The 14042-nt window shown below is 65.8% G+C and carries 13 protein-coding genes and 1 pseudogene; 6 read left to right on the forward strand and 8 right to left on the reverse strand.

All coding sequences use genetic code 11. The annotated features are described in order from the left end of the window. Positions 1-21 precede the first annotated feature (21 nt). From QU596_RS01335 to murI, 6 genes are all read right to left on the reverse strand, one after another. A complete protein-coding gene (locus QU596_RS01335; RefSeq protein ID WP_308516559.1) occupies positions 22-750 on the reverse strand; it encodes an RNA methyltransferase in 729 nt (242 codons plus the stop codon). Beyond that, complete coding sequence (gene nrdR / locus QU596_RS01340; protein ID WP_308516560.1) at positions 747-1229, reverse strand: transcriptional regulator NrdR; 483 nt, start codon at positions 1227-1229, stop codon at positions 747-749. Before nrdR ends, QU596_RS01335 begins: the two co-directional genes overlap by 4 nt. Position 1230: 1 nt before the next feature. Beyond that, positions 1231-2547, reverse strand: coding sequence for a serine hydroxymethyltransferase (locus QU596_RS01345; RefSeq protein ID WP_308516562.1), 1317 nt, complete (start codon positions 2545-2547; stop codon positions 1231-1233). Between the two features lies 1 nt (position 2548). After that, entirely contained in the window at positions 2549-3004 is a 456-nt protein-coding gene (gene rpiB / locus QU596_RS01350; protein ID WP_308516563.1) for a ribose 5-phosphate isomerase B, read from the reverse strand. A gap of 152 nt (positions 3005-3156) precedes the next feature. Further along, complete coding sequence (gene hemA, locus QU596_RS01355; protein WP_308516565.1) at positions 3157-4368, reverse strand: 5-aminolevulinate synthase; 1212 nt, start codon at positions 4366-4368, stop codon at positions 3157-3159. Between the two features lie 74 nt (positions 4369-4442). Next, positions 4443-5237: a glutamate racemase gene (murI, locus tag QU596_RS01360; protein WP_308518018.1), complete on the reverse strand. Its 795-nt coding sequence runs from the start codon at positions 5235-5237 to the stop codon at positions 4443-4445. A 122-nt stretch (positions 5238-5359) separates the two neighbouring features. Here murI and plsY point away from each other — a divergent pair, with 122 nt between their 5' ends. Genes plsY through QU596_RS01390 form a run of 6 tightly spaced genes read left to right on the forward strand, consistent with a single transcriptional unit; the run spans position 5360 to position 11173 of the window. After that, positions 5360-5953, forward strand: coding sequence for a glycerol-3-phosphate 1-O-acyltransferase PlsY (plsY, locus tag QU596_RS01365; RefSeq protein WP_308516567.1), 594 nt, complete (start codon positions 5360-5362; stop codon positions 5951-5953). Continuing rightward, entirely contained in the window at positions 5950-7020 is a 1071-nt protein-coding gene (gene dprA / locus QU596_RS01370) for a DNA-processing protein DprA (RefSeq protein WP_308516568.1), read from the forward strand. The genes plsY and dprA overlap by 4 nt, the downstream gene beginning before the upstream one ends. 20 nt (positions 7021-7040) lie before the next feature. Then, positions 7041-7469 (forward strand): GFA family protein, encoded by a 429-nt coding sequence (locus QU596_RS01375; protein ID WP_308516569.1) that lies wholly within the window; start codon positions 7041-7043, stop codon positions 7467-7469. A gap of 49 nt (positions 7470-7518) precedes the next feature. After that, the gene (gene topA, locus QU596_RS01380; protein WP_308516570.1) at positions 7519-9996 is read left to right on the forward strand and encodes a type I DNA topoisomerase; all 2478 of its coding nucleotides are present in this window, start codon (positions 7519-7521) and stop codon (positions 9994-9996) included. Next, positions 9993-10430, forward strand: coding sequence for a dUTP diphosphatase (gene dut, locus QU596_RS01385; protein WP_308516571.1), 438 nt, complete (start codon positions 9993-9995; stop codon positions 10428-10430). The genes topA and dut overlap by 4 nt, the downstream gene beginning before the upstream one ends. Beyond that, positions 10427-11173 (forward strand): HesA/MoeB/ThiF family protein, encoded by a 747-nt coding sequence (locus QU596_RS01390; protein ID WP_308516572.1) that lies wholly within the window; start codon positions 10427-10429, stop codon positions 11171-11173. Before dut ends, QU596_RS01390 begins: the two co-directional genes overlap by 4 nt. On the opposite strand, the pseudogene coaBC reads toward QU596_RS01390, so the two are convergent. Further along, positions 11165-12330: pseudogene (coaBC, locus tag QU596_RS01395) on the reverse strand (bifunctional phosphopantothenoylcysteine decarboxylase/phosphopantothenate--cysteine ligase CoaBC). The gene QU596_RS01390 and the pseudogene coaBC sit on opposite strands and share 9 nt — an antisense overlap. Positions 12331-12362: 32 nt before the next feature. Further along, positions 12363-14027: a DUF885 family protein gene (locus tag QU596_RS01400; protein ID WP_308516573.1), complete on the reverse strand. Its 1665-nt coding sequence runs from the start codon at positions 14025-14027 to the stop codon at positions 12363-12365. Between the last annotated feature and the right edge of the window lie 15 nt (positions 14028-14042).

Consider the following 14042-nt stretch of genomic DNA (forward strand, 5'->3'; position numbering starts at 1 on the left):
TGCGCTTCAACGGCTTAACGGTCAATCCTGCGTCCTGCGAGGATTTACCAGTGCGCGAATGATTCCACGAACCGCCTTCACTTCGCGTGACGACCAGCTCGCCTTGGTGAATATCGTCCGCAGCGTGTTTTTCGTCGCCTGTGTACGCGAAGGCGGGTGGAAATAGCCGGCCTTCTCGAGTTCTTGCTCGAAGTGGCCGACCAGACCTTCCAGTTCCGCGTGCGGTGCCGGCGGTTCAAGTTCCTTGGCGGGAGGCTGGGCGAGGCTGCTCCGGCGCGACCACTCATAAGCGAGCAAAATGACGGCCTGCGCCAGATTCAGCGATCCGAATTCGGGATTGATGGGAACGGTGACAATGGCATTGGCCAATGCCACGTCCTCGGTCTCCAAGCCTGACCGTTCCGGCCCGAACAAAATCGCACTGCGCGCGGCCGACGCGGTGATGCTGTCAGCCATCGCGTCAGGACCGACGACGGGCATGACGAGGTCGCGGCGGCGCACGGTTGACGCGAAGACCTGGCCACAATCGGCCACCGCGTCGGCGACCGTGTCGAACACCCGCGCATCGGCCAGCACGACATCGGCGCCGCTGGCCGCGGGGCCAGCTTCCGGATTGGGCCAGCCGTCGCGGGGAGCGACGAGCCGCATCTCCGTAAGGCCGAAGTTGAGCATCGCCCGGGCGGCCTTGCCGATATTCTGGCCGAGCTGCGCCCGGACTAGCACGACGACCGGCTTCGGAATTTCGCTCACAGCAGCTTGTCGTGGCCCGGCGGCGGGGTCGCTTCCTTTTCCACGCGCTCGGCGATCTCCGCGAAATCGCCCGGCTCGCTGAAGTCCTTGTAAATACTGGCGAAGCGGATGTAGGCGACGTGGTCGAGCGACTTCAGGCCCGCCATTACGGCCTCACCAATCCGCGCGGTCGTCACCTCGTCACCCATCGTTTCCATCTGTCGCTGCACGCCGCTGGCGAGGCGGTCGATGCGCTGCGCATCGATGTCGCGCTTTCGGCAGGCGTGGCCGATGGCGCGGGCCAGCTTGTCGCGGTCGAACGGCTCGCGCTTGCCGTCCTTCTTGACGACGGTGAGGTCGCGCAGCTGGACGCGCTCGAAGGTCGTGAAGCGGGCGCCGCAGGCCTCGCATTGGCGGCGTCGACGGATTGCCGCGCCATCCTCGCTCGACCGGCTGTCCTTAACCTGGCTGTCTTCGTGGGCGCAGAACGGGCAGCGCATCTTAGCCTTGGTAGATGGGGAAGCGGGCGCAAAGCGCGCGGACGCGCTCGTTCACGGCCTGCTCGACCGCGCCATTGTTCTCAGGGCCGTTGGCGGCGAGGCCGTCTAGCACGTCGGCGACCATGTCGGCGATCTCGCGGAATTCCGCTTCGCCGAAGCCGCGCGTCGTGCCTGCGGGTGATCCCACGCGAATACCGCTGGTCTTCACGGGCGGTAGCGGATCGAACGGAACGCCATTCTTGTTGCAGGTGATGCCGGCATGCTCGAGGCTCTCATCGGCGTCCTTGCCGGTGAGGCCAAGCGGGCGCAGGTCGACGAGCGCGAGATGGGTATCCGTGCCGCCGGCGACAAGATCGGCACCGCGTTCCTTGAGCCGGTTGGCGAGCGTGCGAGCGTTGGCGATCACCGCCTTGGCATAGCTCTTGAACTCCGGCTGCAGGGCCTCGCCGAAGGCGACGGCCTTGGCAGCGATGACATGCATCAGCGGGCCGCCCTGCAGGCCCGGAAACACCGCCGAGTTGATCTTCTTGGCGATGGTTTCGTCGTCGGTCAGGACCATGCCCCCGCGCGGACCGCGCAATGTCTTGTGCGTGGTCGTCGTCACGACGTGCGCATGGCCGAACGGCGTCGGATGCTCGCCTGCGGCGACGAGGCCGGCGAAGTGCGCCATGTCGACCATAAAGATCGCCCCAACCTCGTCCGCAATCGCGCGGAAGCGGGCGAAGTCGATGTGCCGGGGGTAGGCCGAACCGCCGGCGATGATCAGCGTCGGCCTATGCTCCCTGGCCAGCGCCTCGACCTGATCGAAGTCGATCAGGTGGTCGTCGGCGCGAACGCCATACTGGACGGCATTGAACCACTTCCCCGACAGTGCCGGCTTGGCGCCGTGCGTGAGGTGACCTCCCGCATCCAAGCTCATGCCCATGATCGTGTCGCCGGGCTTGGTCAGCGCCAGCATCACCGCGCCGTTGGCCTGCGCGCCCGAATGCGGCTGGACGTTGGCAAAGCCGCAGCCGAACAGTTCCTTCGCGCGCTCGATGGCCAGAGTCTCGACCGTGTCGGACGGTGCGCAGCCCTGGTAGTAACGCCGGCCCGGATAGCCCTCCGCATATTTGTTGGTGAGCACCGAGCCCTGCGCCTCGAGCACTGCTTTCGAAACGATGTTCTCTGAGGCGATCAATTCGATCTGCGTCTGCTCCCGGTGAAGCTCGGCGCGGACGCCCTCGTTGACGGCGGCATCGGCCTCGCCGAGCCCGCGCGTGAAAAAGCCCTGCGGCACGGCGTACCGACCGGCGATCTTGCTGTCGATGTCGGCCATGTCAGGCATTCTCCTTATCGGCGGGTTCGGGGTGGGCGAGCTGGTCGACCCGGTGCTGGTGACGGCCGCCGGCGAAGCTGCCGTCGAGGAAGGCGGCGACGCAGGCCTTGGCCATCTCGATGCCGATCAGCCGTGCGCCGAGCGCGATTGCGTTGGCATCATTGTGGCTGCGAGCCAGCGCGGCCGACAGCGGCTCGGCGACCTGGGCACAGCGGCAAGCAGGATTGCGGTTGGCGGCGATGGCAATGCCGATGCCTGACCCGCAAATGGCGATCCCGCGCTCGGCGCGGCCGTCGGCCAGTGCCTCGGCGAGCGAAGCGCCATAGCGCGGATAGTCGACGCTTTCCGGCCCGTTGGTACCAAGGTCGACGATCTCGTGATTCTGCTCGCGGAGCCACTCAATCAGCTCGTCTTTGAGCAAATAACCGGCATGATCGGCGGAAAGGGCGATGCGCATGGCCAAATCCCTAGCGCCCGTCACTCGGCATTGCCACCGGCAGGTCGCTTAAAGTCACTAAGTTCACGCCGAGCAGCGCCGTTTGTGTAACTTTAGCGAATATGCAGCCAGGCTGAACCGACATAACGGCCGACACGGCCTGTAGGACAGCCTCAGGCGGCCAGGCGAATATCCTCGCGGCCGAAAATCTCGACAAGGGCGCCGACGAGCTCATCCATCATGTCCGCATCGTGATGCGGGCCAGGGGTGAACCGCAGACGCTCGGTGCCGCGCGGGACGGTCGGGTAATTGATGGGCTGAACATAGAGGCCGTATTCGGCGAGCAGGATGTCGCTGATCTTCTTCGCCTTGACGGGGCAGCCAACGAGTAGCGGCACGATGTGCGTGACGCTTGGCATCAACGGCAGGCCCGCGGCGGTGAACTTGGCCTTAAGCATCGCTGCCGCCTCCTGTTGGGCGCGGCGCTCTTCGGCGGAAGCCTTGAGGTGGCGGACGCTGGCCAGCGCACCGGCGACCAGCACCGGCGACAGCGAGGTTGTGAAGATGAAGCCGGGCGCATAGCTGCGGATGCAGTCGATGATCATCCGGTCGGCGGTGATGTAACCGCCCATGACGCCGAACGCCTTGCCGAGCGTGCCTTCGATTATCGTGATCCGGTGCGCGACCCCGTCGCGTTCCGAAATGCCGCCGCCCTGGTCGCCGTACATACCGACCGCATGGACCTCGTCGAGATAGGTCAGCGCGCCATATTTGTCGGCAAGATCGCAGATGGCGTCGATGGGGGCGATGTCACCGTCCATCGAATAAACGCTCTCGAACGCGATCAGCTTCGGCGTGTCGGCGTCCTCGGCGGCCAGCAACTCCTCGAGATGCTCGAGGTCGTTGTGACGAAACACGCGTTTTTCGCAGCCCGAGCTCTTGATGCCCGCGATCATCGAGGCGTGGTTGAGTTCGTCCGAGAAGATGACGCAGCCGGGGAGCAATTTGCCCAGCGTGGATAGCGCGGCCTCGTTCGAGACGTAGCCGCTGGTGAACAGCAGCGCGCCTTCCTTGCCGTGCAGGCTGGCGAGCTCGGCCTCCAGCTCGGTGTGATAATGCGTGTTGCCGCTGATGTTGCGGGTGCCACCCGATCCGGCGCCGACATCGTGCAGCGCCAATTCCATCGCCGTCACGACCGCGGGGTGCTGGCCCATGCCGAGATAGTCGTTGGAGCACCAAACGCGGATAGGCTTGGGTCCATTGCCGCCGAAGCACATGGCGTTGGGGAAATTGCCCTTGGTGCGCAGGATGTCGATGAACACGCGGTAGCGGCCCTCGTCATGAAGGCGGTCGATCGCGGATTGGAAAATGCGGTTGTAGTCCAAGACCAGCTCTTGCCGCGGCCCTTTAACGGGTGCCTGCCGGCAATTCCATACCCTGCGGACGGTTCGGCTCGAAATTACAGGGTTTTAACCTCGCCGATCCCGTAGCCCGTTAGCGTCGCCAGCGAGGGGTGGCGAACCGGCGAGGTGAACAGCATCAGGCCAGGCTGCGTTTCGCGCGGCCAAGCCTGGTCGCGGGTAAGGTAAGCAATACGACGAGCAATGCCCGGCCCCCCGTCGATGTAGGTAATTCCAGGAAAGGCCGCAGTGAGTTCGTCATCCAACAGCGGGAAGTGGGTGCAGGCGAGGACGATGGTGTCGATCCGATCACCGTCTGGCGCATCGAACAACGGCTGCGCCGCGGCGCGAACCGCGTCGAAGTCGATAATGTCGCCGCCTAGCTTGGCCTCAGCCAGTTCAACGAGTTCGGGCGAGCCATGGCGAATGATGGTGCAATCGGCGGCGAAACGTGCGGCGAGTTCGTCGACATAGGGCTGACGCACGGTCGCCTGGGTGCCGAGCACGCCAATCACGCGAGTCCGCGACATTTCCGCCGCCGGCTTGATGGCGGGAACGGTGCCGACGACCGGCAGATCCAGCGCGGACCGCACATGTTCCAGCGCGATGGTGGACGCGGTATTGCAGGCAATGACCGCGAGGCGCGGGTGGAAGCGCTCGACGAGGCGCCCGAGCAAAGCGGGCACGCGGCTCGCAATCTCGGCCTCGCTGCGCTTGCCGTAGGGATAACCCGCGCTGTCCGCGGCGTAGACGATGGGCGCGTTGGGGAGGAGCTTAAGCGTCGGGCCGAGCACGGAGAGGCCGCCGACACCGGAATCGAAGAAGAGGAGCGGAGCGTCGGGGGTCAAAGTAATCTCCGTTCGGGCTGAGCCTGTCGAAGTCCTGCTTTGTCCGCCCTAAGAGAGACGGCAGTCCTTCGACAAGCTCAGGGAGAGCGGATGTTGCTGGCGGCAGTCGTTCTGCTACGACCACCCCGATGACGCGTGAGATGCTGTTTGCCCTGGCGATTGGCTATTTGTTTGGGTCGATCCCGTTCGGGCTGGTGCTGACGCGGCTTGCCGGCAAGGGGGACGTTCGCGACATCGGGTCCGGCAATATCGGCGCGACCAATGTTCTGCGCACGGGAAGCAAGCCGCTCGCGGCCCTCACGCTACTGCTCGATTGCCTGAAGGCGACCGCCGCCATCATGCTGGTGCGCCATTTCTTCGGTGACGAGCTGGCGCCGATCGCTGCCGCCGGCGCGATGATCGGGCATCTTTATCCGGTGTGGCTCAAGTTTCGCGGCGGCAAGGGCGTTGCCACCTTGCTGGGCGTCCTGATCGGCCTGCAATTCTGGGTCGCCGCCGTCACCTACGCAATCATCTGGATTTTCCTGTTGCTGACGCTCCGAATCTCGTCGGTTTCAGGAATGGCGGCCGCAGTCAGTGCGCCGCTCGTCGCCTTCATCCTTCATTCCAACCTCACCCCAATGCTGCTCGGTTTCGCGGTGCTGGTGCTGTGGAAGCATCGCGAAAACATCCTCCGCCTCGCGAGAGGCACCGAGCCACGCATTGGGAGAGCGAAAGCTTGATCGAAGATTTAGTCGACCGCCTCAGACTGTTGCGCACGCCCGGGATCGGGCCCGTCACATTTCGTCAATTGCTTCGTCGCTTCGGCAGCGCGTCAGCTGCTTTGGAGGCCGTGCCGGAGCTTGCCCGCCGCGGTGGCGGCAAGGCGCCGGTATTGCGTACGCGTGAGGAGGCTGAGCGCGAGATCGCGCGGGTGGAGAAGCTCGGCGCGCGATATCTGGCGTTGGGGCAGGGGTTGTACCCGCGATTGCTCGCCGAACTCGAAGATGCGCCGCCGTTGCTGATCGCGCGCGGGCTAGTCGGTTTGCTGGATCGAGCCGCCGTTGCAATCGTCGGTGCGCGCAATGCTTCGGCGGCCGCGTGCCGCTTCGCGCGTGGGTTGGCGCATGATCTTGGGCTGCAGGATGTCGCGGTCGTGTCCGGACTGGCGCGCGGCATCGACAGCGCCGCGCACGACGGCGCGCTGGAAAGCGGGACGATCGGCGTCATCGCCGGCGGGATCGACATCTTTTATCCGCCTGAAAACCAAGCGCGGCAGGAAGCGATGTTCGAGCGCGGGCTGGTGCTTGCCGAGATGCCGCCGGCGACCGAGCCGCGCGCGCGTCACTTCCCCTATCGCAACCGGATCATCGCGGGACTGAGCGCGGGGACCGTCGTCGTCGAGGCGGCGCCGCGGTCGGGGTCGCTGATCACCGCGCGGCTGGCTGCGGAGGCGGGGCGCGAGGTGATGGCGGTGCCCGGCTCGCCGCTCGATCCGCGCGCGCAGGGCTGCAACCAGTTGATCCGCGACGGCGCCACGCTCATTCAGAATGCCGGCGACGTGATGGAAGCCGTGCGACAACCGGAAAGCCGCGTTCGGGCGACGTCGGACATTTATTATGCCGACGAACCCGATGGTGAGGACGCGGCGGGGCTGATCGAGGGATTGCTTGGCCCATCGCCAGTGCCGGTCGACGAGATCATCCGGCTGTCCGGCGCACCGAGCGGCGCGGTGCAGATGGCGTTGCTCGAACTTGACTTAGCCGGGCGTTTGGATCGCCATGCGGGTGGGAAAGTCAGCCTGAGGTAACCGGAATGAGGGGGCAATGCATGTGCGGCGAGGTGAGCGTCATCTTGCCCCGGTCGATTGCTGACGTCGGCGTCTGCCATTGCCGCATGTGCCGCCGCTGGGGCAGCGGGCCGTGGATGTCGCTCCAGGCACCGCCCGACACCCGCATCGACGGGTCAACCGTCAAAGTATTTCGCTCATCGTGGGCGGCGGAACGTGGGTTCTGCGCGGAATGCGGAAGTCATATCTTCCACCGTCCGCAGGACGGGCCGGAACTCGCCGTTTCCGCGGGGCTTTTCGATGGCGGTGAATTCCATGTCGCCCGCGAGATATGCCACGATGCTAAGCCGCCCTTCTACCGGTTTGAAGCGAATAGCGAGCGATCGTCTAGCGCGGCACTGGCGTTGCGATGGCTTCCGCGGCTCGTGTGGAGGCGGCTCAGCCGGCCATTTCGCCGCCGCAGCAGTTGACGAGGCAATTCGGGAGTCCCCACCTTACGCGTATGCGTGAGGGGAAGTTGTGAAGCTCGTCGTCGTCGAATCGCCGGCCAAGGCGAAAACCATCGAAAAATATCTGGGCAGCGGGCACCGCGTGCTGGCCTCGTTCGGCCATGTGCGCGATCTGCCGCCCAAGGACGGCTCGGTTGATCCGGAGAAGGCGTTCGAGATGCTGTGGCAGGTCTCGCCCGACCGGTCGAAGCAGCTGAAGGCGATCCAGGACGAGGCGAAGAAGGCGGATACTTTGATCCTCGCCACCGACCCCGACCGCGAGGGCGAGGCGATCAGCTGGCACGTGCAGGAGGTGTTGCGGGGCAAAAAGGCGCTGCCGGCCAATGTCCAGCGGGTGACCTTCAACGCCATCACGAAGTCGGCCGTGACCGAAGCGATGGGCAAGCCGCGCGAACTCGACACTGATTTGATCGATGCTTACCGCGCGCGGCGGGCGCTCGACTATCTGGTCGGCTTCACGCTGTCGCCGATCCTGTGGCGCAAGCTGCCGGGGGCGAAGTCGGCGGGCCGGGTGCAGTCGGTCGCGCTGCGGCTGATCGTTGATCGCGAGCGCGAGATCGAGCTGTTCAAGCCGCAGGAATATTGGTCGATCTCGGCGACGTTCGAGAAGGACGGGCAGAGCTTCGTCGGGCGCTTGGTCCAACTCGACGGCAAGAAGATCGAGCGGCTGACGATCGGCAATCGCGGCGATGCCGATGCGGCCAAGGCGGTTGTCGAGGCTGGGCGGTTCACCGTCTCGTCGATCGAGACCAAGCCGTTCGCCAAGAACCCGCCGCCGCCATTCACGACGTCCACCCTGCAGCAGGAGGCCGCGCGCAAGCTCGGCTTCTCGGCCAGCCACACGATGCGCGTGGCGCAGTCACTCTACGAAGACGGGCTGATCACCTACATGCGGACCGACGGCGTCGACATGGCTCCTGAGGCGATCAGCGCCGCGCGCAAGGCGATCGCGAACCGCTATGACGCGGGCTACGTTCCGGACAAGCCGCGGCAATATCAGACCAAGGCGAAGAACGCGCAAGAAGCGCACGAGGCGGTACGGCCGACCGATTTCTCCAAGGCGCGCGCAGCATCGGGCGACCACGCGCGGCTGTACGAGCTGGTCTACAATCGTGCGCTGGCCAGCCAGATGGCGTCGGCGCGACTCGAACGGACGACGGTCGAGCTGAGCGACGGGGCGGGACGGGCGGTGCTCCGGGCGACGGGGCAGGTGGTGCTCTTCCCGGGCTTCATGGCGCTGTACGACGAAGGCCGCGACGATCCGCAGGACGAAGAAGGTGCGCGGATGCCCGCGCTGCGCGAAGGCGATGTTCCCGCGCGGACCGGCGTCGAGTCCAGCCAGCACTTCACCCAGCCGCCGCCGCGCTATTCGGAAGCGAGCCTCGTCAAGCGGCTCGAAGAACTGGGGATCGGGCGGCCATCGACCTATGCGGCGACGCTGCAGACGTTGAAGGACCGCGAATACGTGCGCGTCGACAAGGGGCGGTTCGTTCCCGAGGAGAGCGGGCGGCTGGTGACGGCGTTCCTCGAGCGCTTCTTCGAGAAGTATGTCAGCTACGATTACACAGCCGAGCTGGAAGACGAGCTGGACGATGTTTCCGGCGGTCGGCTGGACTGGCAGAAATTGCTCGAAGCCTTCTGGCGCGACTTCAAGCCCAAGGCGGGCGAGGTCATGGACCAGAAGCCGAGCGAGATCACGCAGGCGCTCGATGAGTTCTTGGCGCCGTGGCTTTATCCGCCGCGCGAGGATGGCAGCGATCCGCGCATCTGCCCGCAATGCGGCAACGGCCGGCTGTCGCTACGTGGCGGCAAGTTTGGGGCTTTCGTGGCGTGCTCCAACTATCCGGACTGCAAGTTCACCCAAAAGTTCGGACAGGTCGGCGGTGAAGGCGCGCAGAGCGACGGGCCGACGGATCTCGGTGACGGCATCTCGCTGAAAACGGGGCGGTTCGGGCCTTATGTCGAGCGGGGTGAGGGCAAGGACGCCAAACGCGCGTCGATCCCGAAGGACGTGCCGCTGGAGGATGTGACGGCCGAGGTGGCGGAACGGCTGCTTTCCTTGCCGCGCGAGATCGGTGCGCACCCGGAGACGGGCAAGCCGATTACGTCCTCGATCGGGCGCTACGGGCCGTACCTCGCGCACGACGGCAAATACGCGAAGCTTGGGTCGACCGCGGAGGTGTTCGAGACCGGGATGTATGCGGCCGTGGCGAAGCTTGCCGATGCGGCGTCGGGCGCTGGGCGTCAGCGCGGCGCGGCGCGCGAACCGATCGCCGTGCTGGGCAAGCATCCGAACGGCAAGGACGTGAAGGTGCTGGAAGGCCGCTACGGTCCCTACGTCAGCGACGGCGCGACGCACGCGACGATTCCGAAGGGGACCGATCCAAAGGCGGTGACGCTGGACGAAGCGATCCGCCTGATCGACGAGCGCGCGGCCAAGGGCCCGCCGGCGAAGAAGGGCCGCAAGCCGGCGCGGAAGAAGAAATGATCGAGATCGAGCTCAAGCGATTGCCGCATGGCGAGGGGCTTCCGGTGCCGACCTATGCGACCGATGGGGCGGCTGGGATGGATGTCGTCGCGGCGGAGGATTTGACCTTGGCGCCGGGGCAGCGTCAGGCTGTCGCAACGGGGTTCGCCGTTGCGATACCTCCGGGCTACGAGGTGCAGGTGCGGCCGCGCTCGGGGCTTGCGCTCAAGAACGGCATTACCTGCCTGAACACACCCGGCACCATCGACGAAGATTATCGGGGCGAGGTCAAGGTAATCCTCGCCAATCTCGGCGACCAGCCGTTCGAGGTTCGGCGGGGTGAGCGGATTGCGCAGCTGGTGCCGGCGCCGGTGCTCAAGGCGTCGTTCCGCGACGTCTCCGAACTCAGCGAGACCGACCGCGGCGCGGGCGGGTTCGGCTCGACGGGCCAGTGAACCTCTCGGACGACGAGCTTAATCGTTACGCGCGCCATATCGTGCTCCCGCAGGTCGGCGGCATGGGACAGCGGCGGCTGAAGGAAGCGCGCATCGCCGTCATTGGTGCTGGCGGAATCGGCAGCGCGGTTATTCCGGCGCTGGCGGGGGCTGGCGTCGGGCAACTCACGATCATCGATGACGACACTGTCGAACTTGGCAACCTCCATCGCCAGCCTTTGTTTCGCGAACGCGATGCCGGGTATTCCAAGGCGGATCTCGCGCTTCAGTTCGTGCACCGCCTCAACCGGCACGTCGACGCGCGTCCCGTTCAGCAGCGGATAAGCGCGGACAATGCGCAGCAATTGCTAGCCGATCACGACCTCGTCATCGACGGCAGCGACAATTTCGCGACGCGGCTGGCGGTGAGCGACGCCTGCGTGGCGCTCGGCATTCCGCTGCTATCCGCGGCGGCGGTGCAGTTTCAGGGACAGGTAGGGCTGTTCAAGTCGCAGCCCTGCTATCGCTGCTTCGTCGGCGACGCGTTTGACGCTGACGACTGCGACAATTGCGCCGAACTCGGTGTGCTTGGGGCGCTGACAGCCACCGTCGGAAGCTTCGCCGCCCTGTTGGCGATCAATCGTACGGTTGGCGCGGGGCCGCATCAAGAGGGACAGCTTCACCTGTTCGACGGCGAGAAACTCGAATGGCGCGCAATCCGCATTCCGGCGGATCCACGCTGCCGGGCGTGCGGTTCAGCCTAGGGCGATCGCGATCCGGTCGACGAGCTGACGCGCGACCTCATCCTTCGCGCCTTCGGGCCAATCCTCGACGCCTGCTTCAGTCACGAGATGCACGCGGTTGCGGTGACCCCCCATGACGTCGCCGGACACGTCGTTGGCGACGATCCAGTCGGCGTTCTTCTTGAGGCGCTTGGCGATCGCCTGTTCGACGACGTTGTCGGTCTCCGCTGCGAAGCCGATGAGCAGGCGTGGCCGCTGGTCGCTCGCGCCCAGCTCGGCAAGGATGTCGCGGGTGGGTACGAAGTGAAGCCGCGGAGGTCCGTCGCCTTTCTTGAGCTTGCTCGCTGACGCCTCGACCCGCCAATCCGCGACAGCCGCCACGAGGATCGCAGCGTCGGCAGGGAGCGCTTTGAAGACAGCGTCAGCCATCTGGCCCGCCGTTTCGACATCAATGCGCGTCACGCCGGCAGGAGTATCGAGGTGCACCGGTCCGGCTACCAAGGTCACGCGCGCGCCTGCTTCAGCGGCGGCTTGCGCGATCGCGAAGCCCTGTCGTCCCGACGACCGGTTGGCGATCACGCGGACCGGATCGATCGGCTCGTGCGTCGGTCCCGCCGTAACGAGGATGTGCTTGCCGGCGAGGCTCACTTAAGCAGGTGGGCCAGCTGGTCCACGATGTCCCGCGGTTCCGGCAGGCGACCGGGCCCAAATTCGCCGCAAGCCATGTCGCCTTCAGCCGGGTCGATGACGCGGACGCCGTCGGCCTTGAGCTGCGCGACATTTCGCTGGGTCGCGGCATGCTGCCACATGCGGACGTTCATCGCCGGCGCCGCGACGACGGGCTTGTCAGTGGCGAGGAGCAGGGTGGTCGCCAGATCGTCCGCGATGCCCGCCGCCATCTTCGCCAGCATGTCGGCAGTGGCCGGGCAGACAAGAATGAAGTCCGCCGAGCGGCTGAGTTGGATATGGCCGATCTCGACCTCGTCCTTCAGCTCCCACAGCGAGGTGTGCACCTGGCTTTCGGCAAGCGTCCCCAAGCTCATTGCCGTGACGAAATGCTCGCCGCCATTGGTCAGGACCGGCGTAACCTGGTGTCCGGCCTTCTTGAGCAGGCGCACCAGCTCCAGCGACTTGTAGGCCGCGATGCCGCCGCCAACGATGAGAAGAACCCGCGCCATGGTGGGGAATTAGGCTCGCCGCCGCCCTTTGCCTAGTTGCCCGCTGCGGGCAGTTCGTCCTCGATGATGGCCGCGGGGACAATGCCCGACTCCCAGATGGTCGCGAAGGTCCTAGGCGCGGAGAAGGGCCTGCCCTCGACTTCGGCGCGGTGCGAGGCGAGCGCCAGCAGGCGATCGAGCGATGCCTTGCCGACGACGTAGCTGGGGCCGTAGCCGGGCTGGCGTAGGTAGAGCAGCTGCTCAAACCCGACGAGCCGGCTGCTGGCGTCCGACCACCCGCGCGGGGTCCAGCCGGCGTGGAACTTGCCGGCCTCGTCGAGGCCGATTTCGTTCGCCTGGACGCGGAGCGACGCGAGCCCGCGGGCGGCGCGGTTGGCAAGCATCGCCCACACAAGTTCGCGGCCATGCGGCTCGTCGTCGTAAAGGCCCGCCTGCATCAGCACCTCCTCCATCGCCGTCGCGAAGCCTTCCGAGCGCTCGACGTAGATGTTGAACAGCGGCGGAGTGTCGCGGATCGGGCTCGGGTGCGGCTCGTGGACAAGCCGCGCCAGCTCGATCCAGTGGAACTGGTGGCTGGACAGCGGCAGCGGATCGAGCGCGGTTACGTGGGTGAAGAAGTTGCGCTTGTCCGGCGGCGTGTAGTCGCCGAGCTGCCCGAACAGGGCAGAGTGATAGTAGGGCTTGTCGACGATGAAGCCGGCATCGACCAGCAGGCGGTAAATCCGCTCCTGCCGCGCCAGGGCCATGCGTTTGTAGGCGGCGGGATCACGGAGTTCGGGAATGGGCGGGGCCGCGCGGTTGCGCACTTCTTCGAGGCGTAGCGAAGCGAGTGAGCGGTCGAGCTCGCGTTGCAGCAGCACTTGCTGTTGATCGAAGTCGAGTGGGCTCAGCAGGACGTGCTTCAGGTACCAGTTATAATTGTCCTTTCCGACGCCGGACGGGCCGGCGCGTCGCGGCGCCTCGGCCTTGATCCAGGCGGCAAATTGTTCGGTCGCCGCGCGGGCCTGTGCGACGGCGGCGCGTAGCTGCGGCGACGCTCCGGCGAGGGAAATAGTCCGGCGGCCGCCCAAATCATTCAGCGTAAGATCGCCCGCCTGAAGCGCCGCCAGCGCTTCGGCCTGCTCGTTGAAGGCGCGATCGCCGTAAGCCCACAAGTCGTGCGCCTGGCTTCCGGCCAAGTTAATCTTTGCATCGGCCAGCAACGCGGGAACGGCGCTGAGCTGCTCGGTCAGCCTGGCGTCATCCGCTTTCGACAGCGGCCATTTGTATTTCCACAGGTCGATGTTCGGCTCGGCGGACGGACCCTCGTGCGCGGGGACGTCGCTCATCTCGGCGAAGATCGTTTGGTAGAAGCCGGGATCGCGCGCCCATGGACGGAGCACGCGGAGGAAGAAGTCGAGCCCGTTCATTTCGGCTTCGACCAGGCGGTAATCGCCGCGCTGCGATGCCGACCAGCCTTTGGTATCGATCGCCGCCAGCCGCTGCTTGAAGCTGGCGAGCCCCCGCGCCTTCGCGGTCATGGCCGCCGAGCTGTAATCGGGCCGACCGCGAACCATCGTCGGGTGGTTGAACGCGCGCCAGTCGGCGAAGAGTTTTACCAGGCTCTGGTGATCGGAGGCTGAGGCTTGCACTGCCGCGGCTGAGGCAGGTGCTGACAGCGGCGCGGTCAATGCCAGCGCGAGCGCGAATTTGAGCATCGATGAGTCCCCCGA

This window comes from Sphingomonas flavescens, assembly GCF_030866745.1.
Taxonomy (GTDB): domain Bacteria; phylum Pseudomonadota; class Alphaproteobacteria; order Sphingomonadales; family Sphingomonadaceae; genus Sphingomicrobium; species Sphingomicrobium flavescens.